22 protein-coding genes and 2 pseudogenes are annotated in these 18,893 nt (G+C 41.2%); 10 read left to right on the top strand and 14 right to left on the bottom strand.

The annotated features are described in order from the left end of the window. Nucleotides 1–5 precede the first annotated feature (5 nt). Nucleotides 6–443, bottom strand: a complete 438-nt coding sequence (locus V7K46_RS04420) for an NUDIX hydrolase (protein WP_335111425.1) — start codon at nucleotides 441–443, stop codon at nucleotides 6–8. Between the two features lie 28 nt (nucleotides 444–471). After that, a complete protein-coding gene (locus tag V7K46_RS04425) occupies nucleotides 472–945 on the bottom strand; it encodes a hypothetical protein (RefSeq protein ID WP_335111426.1) in 474 nt (157 codons plus the stop codon). Nucleotides 946–1,245: 300 nt separating this feature from the next. Here V7K46_RS04425 and folD point away from each other — a divergent pair, with 300 nt between their 5' ends. From folD to V7K46_RS04440, 3 genes are all read left to right on the top strand, one after another. After that, nucleotides 1,246–2,136, top strand: a complete 891-nt coding sequence (gene folD / locus V7K46_RS04430; RefSeq protein WP_335111427.1) for a bifunctional methylenetetrahydrofolate dehydrogenase/methenyltetrahydrofolate cyclohydrolase FolD — start codon at nucleotides 1,246–1,248, stop codon at nucleotides 2,134–2,136. A gap of 159 nt (nucleotides 2,137–2,295) precedes the next feature. Further along, on the top strand, nucleotides 2,296–3,228 hold the full coding sequence (gene crtE / locus V7K46_RS04435; protein WP_335111428.1) for a geranylgeranyl diphosphate synthase CrtE: 933 nt from the start codon (nucleotides 2,296–2,298) through the stop codon (nucleotides 3,226–3,228). A 419-nt stretch (nucleotides 3,229–3,647) separates the two neighbouring features. Then, a complete protein-coding gene (locus tag V7K46_RS04440; protein ID WP_298919701.1) occupies nucleotides 3,648–4,103 on the top strand; it encodes a divergent PAP2 family protein in 456 nt (151 codons plus the stop codon). 512 nt (nucleotides 4,104–4,615) lie between these two features. On the opposite strand, the gene V7K46_RS04445 is transcribed toward V7K46_RS04440, so the two are convergent. From V7K46_RS04445 to V7K46_RS04455, 3 genes are all read right to left on the bottom strand, one after another. After that, nucleotides 4,616–5,224 carry a L,D-transpeptidase gene (locus V7K46_RS04445; protein ID WP_335111429.1) on the bottom strand — a complete coding sequence of 203 codons (609 nt, stop codon included), beginning with the start codon at nucleotides 5,222–5,224 and terminating at the stop codon, nucleotides 4,616–4,618. Nucleotides 5,225–5,412: 188 nt separating this feature from the next. After that, nucleotides 5,413–6,015, bottom strand: a complete 603-nt coding sequence (locus tag V7K46_RS04450) for a hypothetical protein (RefSeq protein ID WP_335111430.1) — start codon at nucleotides 6,013–6,015, stop codon at nucleotides 5,413–5,415. Between the two features lie 81 nt (nucleotides 6,016–6,096). Continuing rightward, on the bottom strand, nucleotides 6,097–7,590 hold the full coding sequence (locus V7K46_RS04455; protein WP_335111431.1) for a protein kinase domain-containing protein: 1,494 nt from the start codon (nucleotides 7,588–7,590) through the stop codon (nucleotides 6,097–6,099). 683 nt (nucleotides 7,591–8,273) lie between these two features. Here V7K46_RS04455 and V7K46_RS04460 point away from each other — a divergent pair. Continuing rightward, nucleotides 8,274–8,543 (top strand): annotated as a pseudogene (locus tag V7K46_RS04460) (ISKra4 family transposase); the annotation flags it as partial. A gap of 41 nt (nucleotides 8,544–8,584) precedes the next feature. On the opposite strand, the gene V7K46_RS04465 reads toward V7K46_RS04460, so the two are convergent. From V7K46_RS04465 to V7K46_RS04485, 5 genes are all read right to left on the bottom strand, one after another. Then, a complete protein-coding gene (locus V7K46_RS04465) occupies nucleotides 8,585–9,208 on the bottom strand; it encodes a hypothetical protein (RefSeq protein WP_335111432.1) in 624 nt (207 codons plus the stop codon). Between the two features lie 278 nt (nucleotides 9,209–9,486). Then, nucleotides 9,487–9,654, bottom strand: coding sequence for a hypothetical protein (locus V7K46_RS04470; protein ID WP_335111433.1), 168 nt, complete (start codon nucleotides 9,652–9,654; stop codon nucleotides 9,487–9,489). Between the two features lie 29 nt (nucleotides 9,655–9,683). Further along, nucleotides 9,684–10,013: an MgPME-cyclase complex family protein gene (locus V7K46_RS04475; protein WP_334725059.1), complete on the bottom strand. Its 330-nt coding sequence runs from the start codon at nucleotides 10,011–10,013 to the stop codon at nucleotides 9,684–9,686. Between the two features lie 65 nt (nucleotides 10,014–10,078). Continuing rightward, nucleotides 10,079–10,798, bottom strand: coding sequence for a SnoaL-like polyketide cyclase (locus V7K46_RS04480; RefSeq protein ID WP_335111434.1), 720 nt, complete (start codon nucleotides 10,796–10,798; stop codon nucleotides 10,079–10,081). A gap of 127 nt (nucleotides 10,799–10,925) precedes the next feature. Beyond that, nucleotides 10,926–11,651, bottom strand: coding sequence for a pyridoxine 5'-phosphate synthase (locus V7K46_RS04485; protein ID WP_335111435.1), 726 nt, complete (start codon nucleotides 11,649–11,651; stop codon nucleotides 10,926–10,928). A 139-nt stretch (nucleotides 11,652–11,790) separates the two neighbouring features. On the opposite strand from V7K46_RS04485, the gene V7K46_RS04490 reads away from it, so the two are divergent. The 5 genes from V7K46_RS04490 (at nucleotide 11,791) to V7K46_RS04510 (ending at nucleotide 14,296) form a co-directional block, all read left to right on the top strand. After that, a complete protein-coding gene (locus V7K46_RS04490) occupies nucleotides 11,791–12,021 on the top strand; it encodes a hypothetical protein (RefSeq protein ID WP_335111436.1) in 231 nt (76 codons plus the stop codon). A gap of 261 nt (nucleotides 12,022–12,282) precedes the next feature. Further along, a complete protein-coding gene (locus tag V7K46_RS04495) occupies nucleotides 12,283–12,921 on the top strand; it encodes a Uma2 family endonuclease (RefSeq protein WP_335111437.1) in 639 nt (212 codons plus the stop codon). A gap of 86 nt (nucleotides 12,922–13,007) precedes the next feature. Then, entirely contained in the window at nucleotides 13,008–13,814 is an 807-nt protein-coding gene (locus V7K46_RS04500; protein ID WP_335111438.1) for a Uma2 family endonuclease, read from the top strand. 54 nt (nucleotides 13,815–13,868) lie between these two features. Then, complete coding sequence (locus tag V7K46_RS04505) at nucleotides 13,869–14,078, top strand: type II toxin-antitoxin system HicB family antitoxin (RefSeq protein ID WP_069067848.1); 210 nt, start codon at nucleotides 13,869–13,871, stop codon at nucleotides 14,076–14,078. Then, nucleotides 14,075–14,296, top strand: a complete 222-nt coding sequence (locus V7K46_RS04510; RefSeq protein ID WP_335111439.1) for a type II toxin-antitoxin system HicA family toxin — start codon at nucleotides 14,075–14,077, stop codon at nucleotides 14,294–14,296. Before V7K46_RS04505 ends, V7K46_RS04510 begins: the two co-directional genes overlap by 4 nt. A 112-nt stretch (nucleotides 14,297–14,408) precedes the next feature. On the opposite strand, the gene V7K46_RS04515 is transcribed toward V7K46_RS04510, so the two are convergent. From V7K46_RS04515 to V7K46_RS04525, 3 genes and pseudogenes are all read right to left on the bottom strand, one after another. Further along, a complete protein-coding gene (locus V7K46_RS04515; protein WP_335111440.1) occupies nucleotides 14,409–15,602 on the bottom strand; it encodes an ABC transporter substrate-binding protein in 1,194 nt (397 codons plus the stop codon). A gap of 34 nt (nucleotides 15,603–15,636) precedes the next feature. Continuing rightward, nucleotides 15,637–16,014, bottom strand: coding sequence for a hypothetical protein (locus V7K46_RS04520; RefSeq protein ID WP_335111441.1), 378 nt, complete (start codon nucleotides 16,012–16,014; stop codon nucleotides 15,637–15,639). A 172-nt stretch (nucleotides 16,015–16,186) separates the two neighbouring features. Next, nucleotides 16,187–16,898 (bottom strand): annotated as a pseudogene (locus tag V7K46_RS04525) (dihydroxy-acid dehydratase domain-containing protein); the annotation flags it as partial. A 633-nt stretch (nucleotides 16,899–17,531) separates the two neighbouring features. Here V7K46_RS04525 and V7K46_RS04530 point away from each other — a divergent pair. Then, nucleotides 17,532–17,720: a hypothetical protein gene (locus tag V7K46_RS04530; protein WP_335111442.1), complete on the top strand. Its 189-nt coding sequence runs from the start codon at nucleotides 17,532–17,534 to the stop codon at nucleotides 17,718–17,720. Nucleotides 17,721–17,875: 155 nt separating this feature from the next. On the opposite strand, the gene V7K46_RS04535 is transcribed toward V7K46_RS04530, so the two are convergent. Beyond that, on the bottom strand, nucleotides 17,876–18,622 hold the full coding sequence (locus tag V7K46_RS04535; protein WP_335111443.1) for a calcium-binding protein: 747 nt from the start codon (nucleotides 18,620–18,622) through the stop codon (nucleotides 17,876–17,878). Nucleotides 18,623–18,893: the final 271 nt, after the last annotated feature.

Here is an 18,893-nt window from a genome sequence, read left to right on the forward strand (position 1 = left end):
CCCAATTAAGTCTGTTGATTTGTCTCGATAAAATCCAATATAATTCGCTGATGCACATTCCCCAAAGGTCGCACTTCGCCAGCGTTTTGCGAATAACAGTTACCTTGGTTAATATCTTCTAGGGTCAATAACCCCATATCCCAACCTTCATTCAGAACCAGTTGATTTAATTCCACTAAAAGTGGTGCATGAAAGACATGACGGACTACTCTTTCGTTAAAATAACAGCCAAATTCAACAAAGGATGGTAAATTATAGCCGATTTCTTCTAAAATTTCTCGCTTCACTGCTATATTCGGCGTTTCATCAGGTTCGATATGACCGCCAAAGAGTCCCCAGTAACCAGGGTAGAGAATACCGGGGATATTGTCCCGCAGTTGCATGAGGAATTTATTTTTTTGGTAAAGAATTGCGATCGCCACATGTATCGGCTGATTATTCATATGTTCATTTTTAATTTTTAATTGCTGATTACTCTTCTTCTAGATAAACTTCCCCCAATTCTTTACTAGCTAAGGGGATACTTCGGTAGCGAACTTTACCCTTAATCACCACTTGTGCTCCCTTGGCCAGATTCTTTTGATTGGTAATAACCCAAATTTTGCCAGTCGAATCATTAATTTGATAAGCCCACTGCTTGATCAGAGGAGCTTGCTTTTCCACCTGACCTTGAATGTAAACTGTAGCCTGATTGTCTTGTTCTGGTTTAATTTCTCGAATTGGGGTGACATTGCTACCAATTTTAAAATTAGTCCCATTCAACCCAGACGAGGTTAAACTACCACAACTACAAAGTCCCACCACTAATAAAAAAATCACCCCCAGGCGGTAGGAACCAATACTCTGCCCATACAAGAATGAAAGGGATAAATTTCTCCTTTGTTGCATGAAAGCCACCGATTGAGCAAATTTTTGCTTCACTGCTTGCTTTGTCGCCAGTTTCATCAGGTCAGTTCCCATTTATACTATTTTCTGCGGTTTGAAAAACATCTTCTCAACTGAGCAAAAAAATGTTCTGAATTTTATCCTTAATTCTTTATTCTTCAGATAACGTCGTTGATCTGAGAAAATAAACATTATGGATTTACTGTGAGAAAAACGCTACGACATCAAACAGGAACATAATAATAGTCAAAAGTCAAGAGTCAAAAATCAATATTTTCACTCTGGATTTTGGACTGTTGACTCCGCCTAGACCAGAAGCGGCTGAGTTTTGACCAAAAGGCAATATAGCTGAGAATTCTCATGGAAACAAAAACGGCCAAACTCCTTGATGGTAAAGCAATAGCTGCAAAAATTCAGCAAGAACTTTCTGTTGGCATTAGACAATTACAACCAAAAATTGTCCGACCGCCTGGTTTAGCAGTGCTAATGGTTGGCGATAATCCAGCGTCAGCAGCTTATGTACGTAATAAAGAAAAAGCCTGCGCTAAAGTTGGTATGGCCTCTTTTGGTAAGCATTTTCCCGCTCAAACTACCCTTGGGGAGTTAGAAGAGGTAATAGCTGCACTAAACCACGATGAACGGGTGGATGGCATTCTTGTGCAGCTGCCCTTACCTAACCACTTGGATGCTGTAACTCTGCTACATCAAATTGATCCCGATAAAGATGCTGATGGACTACACCCAGTTAACTTGGGGCGACTAGTCCGGGGAGAAAGCGGTTTACGCAGCTGCACTCCAGCAGGTGTTATGCGCCTATTACAAGAATATGAGATCCCTTTGCAGGGAAAACAGGCAGTAGTGGTAGGACGCAGTATTTTGGTGGGTAAGCCGATGGCGCTGATGCTACTAGAAGCTGATGCCACAGTCACGATCGCTCACTCGCGATCGCATGACCTCAAAACCATCACCCAAAATGCTGATATTCTAATTGCAGCAGTAGGTCGTCCCGGACTGATCACTGGTGATATGGTGAAACCGGGCGCTGTTGTGGTAGATGTGGGGATGAATCGCGTCACCGATGTTAGTGGCAACAGTCGCTTAATTGGCGATGTCCACTTTGAATCAACATCTGCTGTAGCAGGATTTATTACTCCTGTTCCTGGTGGTGTTGGCCCTATGACTGTAGCCATATTGTTGCAAAATACATTTGCCAGCTATTCTAGGGCGGTAAAAGAAGAAAGTGAGGAGTGATGAGTGATGAGTGATGAGCTAAAAGTTAAGAATTCTTATTGGTAACTCCTAACTCCTAATTCCTAACTCTTAATTCCTAATTCTTCATTTTTTCAGCGCCACAGCACCTTAAAATTGTGACTTATAAGACAAAAATCCCAAAATGTCAGGAATTTAAGAATGGTAGCAACTGATAACGTTCAAAAGACACCACCAGAGGAAGCCACGTTTAACTTAGCAGCTTATCTAAAAGAGCGACAAAAGCTTTGTGATACTGCTTTGGATCAGGCTATCCCCATCATTTATCCAGAAAAGATTTATGAGGCGATGCGCTACTCGTTATTAGCTGGAGGCAAGCGTGTACGTCCCATTCTTTGCCTTGCTACCTGTGAAATGATGGGTGGAACCATTGAAATGGCCATGCCAACGGCTTGTGCTGTGGAGATGATCCATACAATGTCGTTGATTCATGACGACCTGCCGGCGATGGATAATGACGATTACCGTCGCGGGAAGCTGACGAATCATAAAGTCTATGGTGAAGATGTGGCAATTTTGGCTGGGGATGGCTTGTTGGCTCTGGCTTTTGAGTTTGTTGCCATGCAAACCCCCCAAAGCGTTAAGAGAGAGCTAGTCTTGCAGGTAATTGCCCGTCTTGGTCGGGCGCTGGGGGCAGGTGGTTTGGTCGGCGGTCAAGTTGTCGATTTAGAGTCAGAAGGTAAATCAGATATTTCCCTAGAAACCCTAAATTTTATTCATAAACACAAAACAGCTGCCCTTTTGGAAGCTTGTGTAGTTTGTGGCGGGATCATAACTGAGCCGTCACCTGAAGATGTGCAGCGATTGACCCGTTATGCTCAAAATATTGGGCTAGCATTCCAAATCATAGATGATATTCTGGATATCACTGCTACTCAAGAGCAATTAGGCAAAACAGCTGGTAAAGACCAAAAAGCGAAGAAAGTGACCTATCCCAGTATTTGGGGACTTGAGGAATCGCGCTCAAAAGCCCAAGAGCTAGTTAAAGCAGCTTGTGCAGAATTAGAACCATTTGGGGAGAGAGCTAAGTCACTCCAAGCGATCGCTCATTTTATTACCAGCCGCAATAACTAGTACCGCTTTGCGGAATTCGGAATGATGCTGATGACGCTCGATAGCGACTGTGCATAATGTCTGACTCGCTCTAAGCGAACGCAAGAGCGTCTCTAAGAGTTGCCATGCCGCAGGCTTTACACTGCGCTATTGCCCTTGGCGTGCCGTAGGCAAGACTTGATAATACTACGCTAACGGAATTCCTTTACCGCAAGCGTTTCATTGATTTGGAATGGCTGGTTTATTTACACTATGGTGTACTACTAGTGTCCAGCGGAATTCAAAATTAAAAAAGCTTATCAAATAAGCTTTTAAACTATTTTGAATAATTGGTCTGTTTCCGCCGTGATGTACTAAGTTAATTTTGGATTTTAGGTTGAATCTAAATGTTTCCTCAACCAACAACTGCTGCTAATATTTACTAACCTAACCAAAATACCATGCAGGACATAGGCAACATTTTAGACAACCGGGTGCTGCTGGTTGCTCTGGTAGCTTGTTTAATTGCTCAAGCACTAAAGCTCGTAATCGAGATCATTAAACATCGCAAACTGAATGTGCGTGTTTTGGTGACAACCGGAGGTATGCCTAGTGCCCATTCAGCTTTAGTTACAGCTCTAGCTGCTGGTGTAGGGCAAACACTTGGTTGGGCATCTCCTGATTTTGCCGTTGCTACGATTTTTGCCATCATCGTCATGTATGATGCAGCCGGAGTTCGCCAAGCGGCTGGTAAACAAGCTCGCATCCTTAATCAAATGATTGATGAACTATTTGATGAAAAACCAGACTTTAGCCAAGACCGTCTGAAGGAATTACTCGGACATACACCTGTTCAGGTAATAGCTGGGTCGGCTTTGGGTATAACCATCTATTGGTTAGCTAGGTCTGCTTATTAAGCTCGGTCAATGAATCTTTGCTTGAGCAGCTATTTGTGATTGGTAACTGGTAATTTGTCAACCGATTTTGGAGTTTGAATTTTAGATTTTAGATTTACGCGATGAATAAATTTAATAACTTGAGGATTTTGAATTTGTTCCACAAATAAATACGTTTACTTAAAACCTTTTTAAATTTTGAATTTAAAATCCAAAATTCGGTCAGTTGACAAATTACCACCCTGATAGTACACATCAGTATTCCAGAAAACTTAATTTTATTTAAATGCCAGAGCAATGCTTAAAAATTACGACCTACAAACGCGAACGCTGATGTTGTACTCGCAGACTATCTAATTGCGGTAGATTTAACTTAGCTGACACAAAATGCAAAGTTTTTAAACTATATGGTTTAGTTAAGACTTCATGTCAACTGATCCCTAATAAAATCCATCATTTTTGTAATGTTTCCCATAATAAACCAAATTAAGTTTAAAAATTTGAAAATCGATTTATTAGCTCTTTCTTTTGCGTTATTTGGTTACTAGTACAGGTGTTCCAATCTTCACCAATTCATAGAGTTTACGTACATCATGATTATACATCCGAACGCAACCATGAGAAACTGCTTGCCCAACAGATTTTACACTTGGAGTACCATGAAATCCAATTTCATCCTTTCCATCTGTCCAAAATCCAATCCAACGTTCTCCTAGAGGATTATTTGAGCTTTTTGGAGGAATAATTTCTCTATTAGGAACGAAAGGGTTTTCCCAAGCTGGGTTTTGCACCATGTGAATAATTTTAAATTTGCCTGTAGGTGTTTCCCATCCAGGTTTACCAATAGCTACGGGGTAGCTGGCTTGTAAACTGTCACCCCGATAAACGTAAAGTTTTCGTTCATTAAGTTTAAGTAGCAAATGGATTTCTTGCTCAAAAGTATTGGGAATTATTCGCTGTATGGGATGCTGGAGTTTGAGTAATAATCGCCGCTTTCGCTCAGAGTAGTTAAAAATATTTGACCGTAATGGTAGAGGGTTTGATTTAAGAGGAGAAACTTGATAAAAGTTTGGTTGATTACTATTAGTAACCTGAGCAGTGGCGTATGATTGAAGCGAGAACAGTACTGCTATTGTTGTCAAACTAAACTTGAAAGTTCTACAAAAATACATACTACAAATCATTTTCTGTTGGATTAATTATTAATATTATAATTACTTTTAGTCACCAGTAAGAATTCAGAATTCAGATATCAACTAGCTTGAAGTCTAAATTCTGAATTCTGAATTCTGAATTTCCAAATTACTAAATATCGCAAATCAAAAAAGTTCTATCCTCGTGCTCTTACAGGAGATGAAGGTGCTGGTTGGGAGTTTGGAGTTGAGCCTGGGTCTTGTGTTGGAGTTGGGGCTTTTTGTCTTGGTTTTCGTCTTCCACCTGAGTCTTGTGTTGGAGTTGGGGCTTCTTGTCTTGGTCTTGGTCTTGTACCTGGATTTGAATTAGGATTTGAAGGTTGGTCTGGTTTTGCAGGGGGTTGGTTTGGAGTTGCAGCGGGAGGTTGGTCTGGAGTGGCAGCAGGAGGTTGCTGTGGAGTTGCCGGAGGTTGGTCTGGAGTTACGGGGATTTCGTCCGGTTTTGCGGCGGGAGGTTGCTGTGGAGTTGCCGGAGGTTGGTCTGGAGTTGCCGGAGTTGGCTGTGGAGTTGCTGGAGGTTGGTCTGGAGTTGTCGGAGATGGCTGTGGAGTTGCCGGAGGTTGGTCTGGAGTTGCGGCGGGAGATTGCTGTGGAGTTGCCGGAGGTTGGTCTGGAGTTGCCGGAGTTTGGCTTGGTTGTTCCTGCTGTGCTAGAGTTACCTGTGGCAGAATAACTATACCAAAGCTGGCGAATAAAAGTAACCAAGCAGTAGAAACAATGAATTTCGATTTTTGTTTCATTTTTCGTTAATAAAGCGGATTTACATTCAATATTAATATTTATCATTCTTAAGTCATATTACACATACTACATAAATTTTTTTATTTATTACATGACAAATTGCTTCCTGGCAATCTTCCATTCTGCCAAATTCCACTCTTAAAAGAGCCATGTGCAAATTGATATATTCCTTGTCCTTCACAGTTTCCAGCTTTAAAATTGCCTCGATACTCATTACCATCTTTCCATCTAATTTTTCCTAGCCCCTCAAATTTATCGTTGACAAATTGACCTACATAATTATATTTATAAGAACTGCTGTTTGGGGGATATAAAAATATGCCACAACCATTGCGCTGATTATTTTTGAATTCTCCATCATATCGACTACCATTCTTAAATATCATTACTCCTTTACCAGATGGGTTGCTATTTTTATCTTTAGCCCCATAATATTTAGTACCATCTGGAAACTTTATATCAGGTTTTGTAGTTGAGGGAGATGAAGTTGGTTCCGAACTGCAAGGTAGTGAAGTAAATTGTTCAGTTTTTTCTGTTATTTTGGGAGATTGCTGTTTGGGAAAATCAGTTTTTTCTATTATTTTGGGAGATTGCTGTTTGGGAAAATAAGCTAATGCAAGCATCGCCACTACTCCTGCTCCTATTATAGTTCCAGCTAAAACTGTCCGATTAAATCCAAATATCCGCCTGTTTGTTGATTTTGGCTTTACAGGAGAAACTAAATAAGTTGGAGCTACGATGCGAGTCGGAGATGTTGAGGACATCAGTGCTTCTAACGCCTCTGCTGCTGACTGGTAGCGTTGGCTAAAGTTGTAACACAGCATTTTTGTTAAGATATCAGCTAGGCGATCGCTGACATTTGTCCAATGACGCCAGATAATTTCCCCATTTGCATCTTCTGAGAATTCTTGAGGTATTCTACCTGTCAAAGCTTGAATAGCAACAATCCCCACTGCAAAGATATCGCTAGACAACCTTGGCTTAGAACTAGCTTGTTCATTAGGCATATAACCATTGGAGCCGATGATTATAGTCGAAGTCACTTGACCTTGAGTATTTTGTGCCAAACCTTCAATTTCTTTAACTGCTCCAAAGTCAATCAGCATAATCTTGCCATCCTTGCGCCGGCGCATCAAGTTTTGCGGCTTGATATCTCGGTGGATAATATTCTGCTGATGTACCACTACTAAAACTTCAAGAATTTCCTGCAACAGTTGAACTACTTGAGCTTCACCCCACGGCTGGTCAGGAATTATCTCTGTAGACAAGTCACGTCCATCCACAAATTCTTGTACTAAATAAAATTCCCCATTTTCTTCAAAATGAGCGAATAATTTGGGTATTTGCTTGCTCAGGTTACCTAAGCGATATAATACTTCTGCCTCTTTTTCAAATAATCGTCTAGCGATTGGTAAAACTGCTGTATCGGAGGTTTTTGGTTTTAAGTGTTTAACAACACACCTGGGCTTATTAGGCAAATCTAAATCTTCAGCTAAATAGGTATCACCGAACCCACCGCTTCCTAAAAGCCCTACGATTTTATAGTGGTTGCGGAGAACTGTATTTATCGGCATCCATCTTACTCCGTAGGATGTTGTTGGCTTGATTGTATCACTTTGGCTGCCCATTGCTATTTGGCAAGAAAATGAAACAAAGGAAAAAATATTTGCGAGTTATCATTGCGAATTAAGCGGACTATACGGATGGTGGTGATAACTGAGAAAGTTAATGGCGGTCAGAGAGAATGGTTAAAACAAATATTGGTACTACAATTTATAAATACATCAGCCGTATTTTCAATGCGCGATATGATCAAAACTAAGTACAGTTTTGCATAAAAGCGTAGCGTTTTTAATGCAGGGGGATGCATTGGCATTGCAGAGGGACACATTAACATTGTATCGGGATGCATTGGCATTGCAGAGGGACACATTAACATTGTATCGGGATGCATTGGCATTGCAAGGTATTGCCAAATTTAGTTCGCTACGAATTAATGAAATGTTGTACTAAGTAAATACAAGCATTTAGGCAAAGCTGGGACGGCAGAACATATTAATGTAGTCATGTCTATTTTCAGACGTTCTATTTGGAATCAGATACAGAAAATAATTCATACCCTTGATGATTGCCTGTTAGACATTAGTTCTGGGTCTGAGCAAGAAGAGGAACCAAAAGATTGAATTCCTATATTATTCGCGATAAATACTCGCGAATAACATGGGTTCTTTTATTTTTGCCAAATAGGGATGTTCCCGCTACTGGCGTGATTGAGGATGCAATTCGTTACTTAATTAAAGACAGAATGGACATTGCTGGCGCTCGATGGAGTCTTGAAGGTGCTGAAGCTGTTTTACGTCTTCGTTCTCTCCATGTTAGTAGTGATTGGAATGAATATTGGCGCTTTCATTTACTGCAAGAACGTCAATGTCATCATCTGGCTTTACATCAAGGTGGCATTCCTTTGCTCAAAGATGTCATTCAAGCTCGTTATTCTACTCCACTACCAATAGTGTTGGTTGCTTGACTACATCTTCTTAAAAGAGTCGCACCCCAAACTTAATATCACTACAACCGCACAGTTGAGCGCAGCAGAATCACCTTACGACTATCTACTATACTTGCAACAAAACCGCCATTGTTCAGCTTTTGCAGTGTGTTGTATGCTTCAGTTTGGTTAGTGGTATAAACTGCTAACAGGTAAGGGCGTTGTCCATAAGAAACAAAACCTACGTTACCTCTCACTACTTGCTGCACACTATTTACTAATTCTGGACGGTTGTAATAATCTACCAGCACTGCGTAACCCTCTCCTAAGGCTTGAGGATTATAGTTAACTGTTTGCTGAGGTGGCTGTTGCTGTGCCTGAACATTTGGCGTTGTTGGTCGAGTGGTAATTATGGCAGACAAGCCAACAATATTGCTGACATATCTCGCCCAACGATTGGCATCGTCAATTTTGTTAAAGCCCCCTACTCGCGTCACAGTTTCGTTGAGATATTTACAAGTAATGGTCTTCAGTTGAGGTGGTAAGGCACTACGTAACTGCTTTTGATTATTTGCTGTGGGACTGACTACTAATAAAAGATACTCACCCGCATTTGGTGGTTGACAAAGGGGAATGGCTTGTTGGGCAAAGACAGAACTCATGCAACCAATCAAACCTGCGTAAGCGAAGGTCGTCGTAGACATCGCTAATCTTAAAACACTTGGTAAAGTCTGAAATCTATGCACAAAAGTTAGATTATGTAAATCAAGGTGTCCTAGAAGATTTTATAAGAAAAAAGCTGAAAACCCAGTTACTTCAGTATGGGGATGAAAGTAGTGTAAAAAAATATATTTTGTTATGTGCAAATAAAATAGGGAGTGGGAGATGAGGGGGACGAGGGGGATAAAGGAGAATTTACTCCCCCTTCTCTCTTGTGTCTTTTCAATACCCGATGCTCAATGACACCAGTTGCTTCTTTTGTTCAAAGACGCTTTTCTACCAGAGGCTTTGCCAACGCTAACAACGGATAGCTCCCTTGCGCGTCTCTAAAAGTTGCGGTTGCGAGTCCTCTCCCAAAAGCAGACGATGCCTCCCAAAGAGAAAGCCAATCGCCTTCGGCGGCAAACCCGCCAGAGAGCGCTGGACTCACCGCAACGCACTGGCTCCCCAATGCCCAGATTAGGAAACAGTAGCAAGCGATGCCAAGGCATCGGCTATTGTTTCAGAAGGAGCCTGAAATTCTCCAGTGATGACGTACTCTAAACGCAGTTTTAACCAAGTAATAAACTGGGGATTAGTGGAAATAATTGCTACTGCTGGTTGGGGACATTTCGCCTTTAGCTCTGTAAACTGCGGTGTTTCCAAGAAAGCTGGTTGCTGAACCAACCAAAAATCTATTTGTTTTTCTTGTTCGTGGTAATGACGGGTGCGCTCTTTGATAACTTCGTGTATCGGTTCTTCTTGGAGAAGAAAGCGTTGACTGGCCAAAACGTAATAGTATGTTTGCATTTTCATCCTTTAGTTACTATGTAAATAATTTAAGGGTACAGAGTGTAGCACTGTACCCTTACAAACTAACTTTTTTGGAATTTCTTGAACCAAGAACTGAACGGACAAGCACTTCGCTGGTTTTCAGCATTTGTTTGTTCGCTACCAGATGTTAGTTTTTCCAAGAACAGACTATTGTCAAAGTAGTGTTCTAAGGAAACAATCTTCAAGTCATCGCTAACTTTTGCAATGCTCATGCCGATAATTTCTATTGTCTCTCCAGTCGGTGCATGGTCTTTGTATTCTCCGTTAAAATGTCCCCAATGCCGCCACTTGAATGTCACATTTGGTGGCCCTGAGAACACTTCCACCACTTCCCAAGGAAATCCTTGGGGAAATGTTGTGTGGAAGAGTTTTCCGGATGATTCAAAGGTTTCTTCTGAAGCCTTGTAATGTTCTGAATCAGCCATAAACAAATTGTAAGTACCTTGGGCTGATACATCTGCTGCTGTGTACTCTACTCCACCATTGGTACTCACACGAAACTTGTCATTCACAATAGACAACCATTGTTGCGGGTTAGCTTTGAAGGATACCTCCATCTCGAAGGTTCGTACTAAGTTTTGCACGATCGCTTCCAGTGTACCTTCAAGGTGATTGTAGTTACTTTCTTGGGCGAGATTCTCGTTTGAACGAGAATAATCAGGCGGTGTCTGATTGCGCCACTCGACATCAGTGCTTTCTGCTATTACCTTATCTCTATCCTGTACCCAAAGCGGCAGGTTGTTAGACTGTGTTGCGCTCATAGAAGTTTTTGCTGAAGATTTGATCCCAATTTCTAGATTTCGCAGTGACAACCCCTCTTTTAAGACAGGTTATAGGGGAGCAGGCAGTGGGGAAATTGTAGTAAATGTTTCCCCTCTGCCCTATGCCCTATGCCCCATCCCCTCGGATAGCTTGTTTCATCTCGCGGACTGCCCTTTCCATACCTACTAATGCTGCCCGACTGATAATGGTATGACCAATGTTCAGTTCTTCCATACCTGGAAGCGCAGCCACCGGATAGACGTTCCAGTAGGTGAGTCCATGTCCAGCGTTGACTCGCAATCCAGCTTGAATCGCTTGTTCACATCCTTTAGCTAATACGGCTAATTCTCGCTGGCGATTTGTTTCATCCTTAGCCTCAGCATATTGTCCAGTGTGCAATTCAATAAACCGCGCCTGTAGCTTGACAGATGCTTCAATTTGTGCAGATTCTGCATCGATAAATAAACTAACTGGAATGTTAGCGCTTTGCAATTTATCAACTATCTCACCTATTCTAGCAAGTTGCCCGCCGATATTTAGTCCGCCTTCTGTTGTAACTTCTTCTCGCTTTTCCGGGACTAAAGTCACGTAATCTGGTTTGATATCGAGAGCGATCGCTAGCATTTCATATGTAGCGGCCATTTCTAAATTAAGATGCGATCGCACTGTTTGCCGCAACAGTAGCACATCTCGATCTTGGATATGCCGCCGATCTTCGCGCAGATGCACCGTAATTCCATCTGCACCCGCTAATTCTGCCAGCACCGCCGCCGCCACGGGGTCTGGTTCCACCGTCCGCCGTGCTTGCCGAATGGTGGCGATGTGGTCAATGTTAACGCCAAGTGTAGCCACCCCAAATTTCTCCCAAATCCACAGTCCTCAGAACTTGATTTTACCGGAAATAGCGGCAGTTTCGCTTGAAAATTAGAGACATATCACACATCTTATACCAATTCTTTGTGAAACTGGACAAAATCAAGCTTGGCGAAACTTGAAGCTTAAGCCTCAGACTCTTTCCAGTGAAATCAAACTGGATAAATTACTCACGAAGCTGTTGCAAGTGGTGATTGAAAATGCTGGAGCAGATAAGTGTGCCTTACTACTGCTCAAAGAAGGTAGATTGGCGTTTGGTAATTTAGTAGCAGGTGTTGCCCATGAAATCAACAATCCTATCGGCTTCGTTGCCGACAACATTGAACCAGCTAAGAGTTTATGTCAATGATTTTTATTGACTAATTAACCTTTATCAATAAATTTTTCCTAATCCCGGCTTATAAATTAAAGATGAAATTAAATTTATCATTTAGATTGCTTTAACAAGTAAAAAGAAAAAATTTATGACAATATTGAAAAAGCTAAATATTATGCCAATGATTTTTTGGCTAAGTTCTACACTCATGCTCAGAGGCGATATACTTTAAGAAAGATTATTTATAAATTACATCTGCTACATCCAATCACTACTACAAATCTCTGAGGTGATATGCTTTTAAAATTGCAACAAATTATTGTAAAACCTGGTCAACAAATGTTGCTCCAAGATATTAGTTGGCAGCAGTTAGAAAATATTTTGGAAGAAATGGGAGAAAAGAGTGCTGTACGTATTTCTTATAGTGATGGTTGGTTAGAAATTATGGTTCCCCTACCAGAACACGAAAAAGATAAAGAATTTATTGGTGATTTAGTCAAAGTCTTGTTAGAAATACTCCAAATTGATTTTGAGCCTTTTGGTTCCACAACACTTAAAAATGAGCGATCGCGGCAAGCAGTAGAACCAGATACCAGTTTTTATATTCAAAATCAAGCTGCTATAATTGGCAAAAATCGTATTGATTTAAATATAGACCCACCACCAGATTTAGCAATCGAAATTGATATTACTTCTCGGACTCGATTTCAGAATTATGAAATTTTGGCAGTTCCTGAAGTTTGGCGACATACACAACAAGGTTTAGAAATTTTCTTGCTACAAGAAGGAAAATATATAAAATCCGAATCTAGTCCTAATTTTCCTGATATCCCAATTATTGAATTAGTTAATGAATATGTTCAGCAGTGTTTAACTATTGGTAGAAGTCAAGCTATGCGTAATTTTAGAAATTGGGTCAAGAATAATTTATAACCATTTGTAATCTGTACGTCTTAATTTAGGAAGCTCTCGGCAGATTATGATAGAAATCTAAGGCTTTCTGAGAAAGGCGATCGCTCATGACTACTGAGAACAATCCAGCAGCCGTTGTGGACTGGGAACCCCTCATGCCACCTACAGATTTAATTTTTGATGATGGTGAACCCTTGGAATCAAATCGCCACCGGATTGCGATGAATGTCTTGATTCGGTCATTGCAACAAGCTTGGGCTGACCGTAATGATTTCTTCGCTGAGGGCAATATGTTTATTTACTACAGTAGCACCCAGGTGCGTAACCGTGATTTCCGAGGCCCCGATTTCTTTGCGGTGCTGAATGTTGACGGCAATAACTCAAGACAAGGTTGGGTAGCCTGGGAAGAAAATGGTCGTTATCCTGATGTAATTGTAGAATTAATGTCACCGTCTACGGCAGCAATAGACAAAGGTATTAAGAAAAACCTTTATGAACAAACTTTTCGTACCTCAGATTATTTTGTCTATGACCCCTTTGACCCTAATTCTTTGCAGGGGTGGCATTTAGATGATAATCAGCAGTATCAGCCTTTGACACCAAATGAGCGTGGATGGCTATGGTGTAAGCGTTTAGGTTTTTGGTTGGGGACGAATGAGGGAACAGTAGATAGAGAAACGGCGATATGGTTGCGGTTTTACGATGTGGCTGGCAATTTGGTTTTGTTACCAGAAGAGGCAGCAGTTGCACAAGCACAAGCCGCAGTCACGCAGGCGGCAATTGCTGTTGCACAAGCACAAGCCGCAGTTGCAGAAGCAGAAGCTGCTGCTGTACGAGAAGAAGGGGCTGCTGCACAGGTGACTCGTTTAGCGGCTAGATTAAGAGAACTAGGGGAAAATACAGATATGTTGTGAATTTTGGCTTTTTTGATTTGTTTGGACTATAGTTTTGATTTGTAGGAGTAATAGATGAAGAGACAAGTTATTATCTATCCAGGAGAAGATGGTTATTGGGTGGCTGAATGTCCTAGCTTACCTGCTTGTATCAGCCAAGGAAAGACGAAAACAGAAGCTATTGCCAATATCAAGGAAGCTATTGAATTATATATTGAAGTTTTACAAGAAGAAGGTCGTCCTATTCCAGAAGATCATCTGGAAACTGTTTTAGTTGATGTATGAGCAAGTTACCTATCCTTTCTGGTCAACAGTGCATCAAAGCTTTGGGGAAGGCTGGTTTTTATGTTTTGCGACAACGGGGAAGCCACATTATTTTACGTCGGGATGAGCAATTTGCTGAAGTGGTTGTCCCGAATCATCAAGAATTAGACAAAGGAACTTTACGAGCAATTATTAGACAGGTTGGGCTGAGTGTTGATGGGTTTATCGAGTTGCTGTAAGTAAAAGACTGGATGCGATCGCTATTTTGAAATATCAGAATGAGCAAGTGCGATCGCTATTTTGAAATGTCAGAATGAGTAAGTGCGATCACTATTAAGTAAAGCTTCAAAACTAAGATTTAATCGGCACAAATACATATTCATTAGTACCAGGCTTTTGTTGAAGTTTGACTAAGAAGATGGGATTGTCTTTGCGATCGCCTGATGCTAAAAACTGAATCTTTCCTGTTGCACCATCGACTGAAAAATCTGGACTGTGCAGCACTTTTTGCAATTGATCGCGTTTGTTGGTTCGTTGTAAACCTGCGATGAGCGCCAAAGTTGCATCATAAGCCGTAGCTGTTCGCCAATTGACAGTTGCACCCCAAAGTTTTTGGGCTTTTTCGGGAAAGATGCTATTAGGAAATGCTGCGGGATACCAAGGTGCAGAAATTATCAGTCCGTTGATACCTCTGCCCTGTTTTAAGGTTTCGTCAGTGAAAAGTGTAGGACTACCAAATACAGTCAACTGCCCTTGATTAGATTGTACCACCGCTAGACCTTGCTTTATTTTGTCTACATAAAGACCTAACACCAAGGCATTAGCACCGCTACGTACAGCTTGAGAAATGACAGCACTAGGGTTAAAGTCACGGGCAGAAATATCGCACTCTGTAGAATTAATCTCACCACCAGCAGCCTTTATCGCTTTAACAAACTCATTGTTAAACGATTTATTATCCATCCCTTGGTAATCAACACAGATAAGAAAATTGGTTTTGCCCGCTCTTGTAATAGCGTAATTAGAGACGCTATCTGCTATGGATTTAACATTAGGAGCAGTGCGGAAGATATAATTACCAATACTGGTAAGATTTTGGGCATCTCTTGGAATCATATCCCGAGCAATTGCCCCGCTAAAGCAGCAATCCAAAATCACCACTTGTCTTTCAGATTTGCTTTCATTCATATTTTCGTTCAGAACACTAGCTGCTAGCGCTGAGGGCTTAACTAGCCTCCCATTCTCTTTGCGAGTATTACAGTTTGATAAATAAAGTTTGCCGTTTTCATCTTTTATTCCATGACCAGAGAAGTAAAATAGCAACAGGTCTTCTCTTTGGCGATTGGCAAAAAGTCTGTATATGGCATCTTCTACTTCCTGCCGATCGGGATTTTTTAGTGTTATAATATCGATCTCGGCAAATCCTCCCATTTCTGGGTTTAGTAAAACTCGCTGCATTGCCTCCACATCTTTTGTAGCCGCAAGCAATGAGGTGATGTCTGCTCCATATTCGCTTACACCAATTAGCAGCGCTATCTTCGTCATATCGCTATTCTCCTTTATTTATGGAATTTATCGGCTAACTACCAGCGATAAAGTTTTGAGCTTGTTCAATGGCGGCATTTAACTCTTCCCGACTACTAGCTTTCACCTTCAGCTTTTTACCGTTAGCCTCAACTTCCAACTCAATAGTTTTGTTACCCAAGCGATCGCCCACAAATCCCAATACTTTCTTAAAATTGGCAACACTCACCTCTGTTTGCAACACTCCCAGCAGAAAACCTCCAAACGCCTTTGATCCTAGAGGAGTTTCTGTAACTGCTACAAGTTCAGCTCTTTCTACATCTAAGTCTTTAATTTCTCGCAAAAGATTTCGCGTTTCCCGCTCTTGCTCCTCTGTATCTAAATCTGGATTATCAAGAGCGATCGTCAGTTTGACGTTAGATTGAGAACTCATTTTATATCCTTTTCGATTTTTTAGCAGTTGAGTGTCAACTATATTTGCGTGATTTCTCTATTGACATCATAACTGCTATGTAAATTTCCTGAAACTTCTCAATATTTTTACAAAAATTCATAAAATTTAGCAGGACTTACGCAGTGAAAACCTGAAACCTCGTTCACGTAGGCATCCCAGGACCGCCTTTAGGCCCTTCGTAGCGGATGACGAGAATATCACCAGGTTGAATTTTACCCGCCAAAATTGCATTTAAAGAGGCTTCTTCCGATTCAAACACCCTTGCCAGACCGGTAATTACTGGCTTTTTCACTCCGGTAATTTTAGCAACAGTCCCTTATATTGCTAGATTACCTCTAAGAATAGCTAAATGTCCTTGGGAATACATTAGGTTATTCCAAGGACGAATAACATCTTGGTGGGTGGATGGTTCTTCTGGTATATCTGCTAATATCTCTGCAATTGTTTGACCACTGATGGTCAGGCTATCACTATGTAACAAGTCATGCACAAGTAGCATCTTCATTACTTGCGGAATGCCACCAGCTTTGTGCAAATCTGTAGCTACATATTTACCACTTGGTTTCAAATCACATAAAACGGGAACACGGGCGCGGATAGTTTCAAAGTCATCTAGGGTTAACTCTACATCAGCGGCGCGGGCGATCGCTAATAAATGCAACACATTTTTCCGTACTATCAGCTTTTTCAGTATCTTCCGCCGCCATAGTCGAGGAATAGGGCAAACTCATCCCCAGCGCTTCAAATGCTGAAGACATGGTGTTAGCTGTGAACATTGCTCCACAGGAACCAGCGCCAGGACAAGCCCGACTTTCAACTTCTAATAACTCCTTTTCGTCAATTTTTCCAGCACTGTATTGACCTGATTTTAACATGTTATTATCCTCAAGTTTGAAGATTTGAGAAGCACTGCATATATCAATGATGTTGGCATCAAAAATTGTGCAAGCAATCATGTTTTATCCTTGCGCCTGATGTCTTCGCTGATTCAAAGACCAGGCTGCTGCCAAGAAGCAGATTTTATCAGATGCAGATGTAACTGTAGGTGTCTTGAGACGTTTTTAATCTATATCGAAATCACAAAGTCGTGATAGTACCCCCAGGGTACTTTTTTATTTATCAGAAAAAGTTACTATACCAAAAACTTTTGCGATCGCCATAACCTCAATATTTTTGTTCACTAAGTATATTAATATACTCTATGATTGATGATTGCATATACATGGTGTTTCACAGTGGTCGTTACCACCTGGTGTGTAAAATGTCCAATAGCTAAACTGAGATACTTACCAGAAAAAAGCAATTATTGCGGGGACAACCTCCTGAGTCCATTGCTATTGATGTAACAGAAATTCCAATTGAACATCCTCGGCAGGCACAGCGTTCATTAGACCTCTTGCAAAAATTCCTTTCGGGATCCGATGAGAACTGGTAAAAAGTGATCGCACACTTAGATACAGGCGATCGCTACCGGATACTTATAAGGTAAGCTTATAATGCACTCAAAAGTGAAACATCTCAAACCAGCAAAATTTCAACGCTTCTGGGGTGTAAAACCTGAAACATTTGAGTACATGGTTGAAGTAGTCCGCCACCACAGCCAACAAAAACACAAACCAGGGCGACCAGGAAAAATCAGTTTGTCAGATCAAGTATTGATGACTATCAAAAGAATGGAGAAATAATTTGTACAGCACACTATTTCTGATTGTTTAAAGAAAGCAAACTCTTTTTAAATCAAAACATTAGACCTTTTGCATAAATCAAAAACAAGAACCCCACTCCTAAGAGCTTGCTTTTAGGATTGGGGTGTAAAAGACTTTTGTAAAAGTCTATTAAATTAAAGGATAAAGTCCTGTGGCACTATTAGTGGTGCATTTATAAGCCGAACCTCAAACTCAGGCGACCGATCCGCATCAGTGCTACCTTGGAGAGTACCTCCTGAATAACGGAGCTGACCAGGTGCGGAGAATGCGGCAGCCCCAATGAAAGTGAAAGCTTGATTGCCCAGTTTAGTGGAGTCGGCGTCGATGGCAGATAGATCGATTTGGTCACCTGGCAACTTACCGTTTCCTACAAAGTCAGCGATCAGATCCCGTCCAACAACACCACTATCTGAAACTGAGCTGAACTTGAAAACATCGTTACCTGCTCCTCCAGTGAGAATATCAGTCCCAGTACCGCCAGCGAGTGTGTCGTTGCCAGCACCACCACTAAGGATATCGTTGCCAGCACCACCACTAAGGATATCGTTGTCATTTTCGCCAAAGAGGGTATCTTTGCCACTACCAGCGTTAAGGATATCGTTGCCATTACCACCTTTAATGGTATTGTTGCCATTGCCGGCGTTAATGATATCGTTGCCATTACCGCCAGTGAGGATATCGTTGCCATTGCCGGCGTTAATGACATCGTTGCCATTAGTGCCGTTAATGTTTTGGTTACCACTAGTAGCGTTAATGATTTTGCTACCATTAGTGGTGACCTGGATGTTGCCGCCACTGGTGGTCAATATCTTGTTCAAGTCAACAGGGGTTATCTTGATTAAATCATTTAAATCTAAACTGCTGATGTCGATAGATGCCATAATGAGCTTCTCCTAAGCTTAGAGGGTAAAGAAATTACCTCGTCACTTCCCCATGAGAAAACGGCATTGCTGATTAAGAGTATGAATTTCCTTTCCCCCAAAGGCGCAAAGGAAACAGTTTCAAACATTAAATTTTTGAATTTCACACTTCTATTCAGCAACGCCGATAAAACAAGGTGGACAAATAACGAGTGGGAAGATATAACTGAACTACACCTGATTGGAACAGGTCTTTGCTGTTAAGTCTGAAGACTTGAGAAGATTTCAGAAG

It is taken from the genome of Nostoc sp., from assembly GCF_036917395.1.
Classification (GTDB): domain Bacteria; phylum Cyanobacteriota; class Cyanobacteriia; order Cyanobacteriales; family Nostocaceae; genus Nostoc.

What these genes read in the sequence shown, in the direction of transcription:
- V7K46_RS04455 (WP_335111431.1), bottom strand. Translation starts at nt 7,590, where the DNA reads ATGCCGATAAATACAGTTCTCCGCAACCACTATAAAATCGTAGGGCTT.
- V7K46_RS04505 (WP_069067848.1), top strand. Translation starts at nt 13,869, where the DNA reads ATGAAGAGACAAGTTATTATCTATCCAGGAGAAGATGGTTATTGGGTG.
- V7K46_RS04450 (WP_335111430.1), bottom strand. Translation starts at nt 6,015, where the DNA reads ATGAAACAAAAATCGAAATTCATTGTTTCTACTGCTTGGTTACTTTTA.
- V7K46_RS04500 (WP_335111438.1), top strand. Translation starts at nt 13,008, where the DNA reads ATGACTACTGAGAACAATCCAGCAGCCGTTGTGGACTGGGAACCCCTC.
- V7K46_RS04465 (WP_335111432.1), bottom strand. Translation starts at nt 9,208, where the DNA reads ATGTCTACGACGACCTTCGCTTACGCAGGTTTGATTGGTTGCATGAGT.
- V7K46_RS04425 (WP_335111426.1), bottom strand. Translation starts at nt 945, where the DNA reads ATGAAACTGGCGACAAAGCAAGCAGTGAAGCAAAAATTTGCTCAATCG.
- V7K46_RS04535 (WP_335111443.1), bottom strand. Translation starts at nt 18,622, where the DNA reads ATGGCATCTATCGACATCAGCAGTTTAGATTTAAATGATTTAATCAAG.
- V7K46_RS04520 (WP_335111441.1), bottom strand. Translation starts at nt 16,014, where the DNA reads ATGAGTTCTCAATCTAACGTCAAACTGACGATCGCTCTTGATAATCCA.
- V7K46_RS04440 (WP_298919701.1), top strand. Translation starts at nt 3,648, where the DNA reads ATGCAGGACATAGGCAACATTTTAGACAACCGGGTGCTGCTGGTTGCT.
- V7K46_RS04475 (WP_334725059.1), bottom strand. Translation starts at nt 10,013, where the DNA reads ATGCAAACATACTATTACGTTTTGGCCAGTCAACGCTTTCTTCTCCAA.
- V7K46_RS04495 (WP_335111437.1), top strand. Translation starts at nt 12,283, where the DNA reads ATGCTTTTAAAATTGCAACAAATTATTGTAAAACCTGGTCAACAAATG.
- V7K46_RS04420 (WP_335111425.1), bottom strand. Translation starts at nt 443, where the DNA reads ATGAATAATCAGCCGATACATGTGGCGATCGCAATTCTTTACCAAAAA.
- V7K46_RS04515 (WP_335111440.1), bottom strand. Translation starts at nt 15,602, where the DNA reads ATGACGAAGATAGCGCTGCTAATTGGTGTAAGCGAATATGGAGCAGAC.
- V7K46_RS04530 (WP_335111442.1), top strand. Translation starts at nt 17,532, where the DNA reads ATGCACTCAAAAGTGAAACATCTCAAACCAGCAAAATTTCAACGCTTC.
- V7K46_RS04480 (WP_335111434.1), bottom strand. Translation starts at nt 10,798, where the DNA reads ATGAGCGCAACACAGTCTAACAACCTGCCGCTTTGGGTACAGGATAGA.
- V7K46_RS04510 (WP_335111439.1), top strand. Translation starts at nt 14,075, where the DNA reads ATGAGCAAGTTACCTATCCTTTCTGGTCAACAGTGCATCAAAGCTTTG.
- folD (WP_335111427.1), top strand. Translation starts at nt 1,246, where the DNA reads ATGGAAACAAAAACGGCCAAACTCCTTGATGGTAAAGCAATAGCTGCA.
- crtE (WP_335111428.1), top strand. Translation starts at nt 2,296, where the DNA reads ATGGTAGCAACTGATAACGTTCAAAAGACACCACCAGAGGAAGCCACG.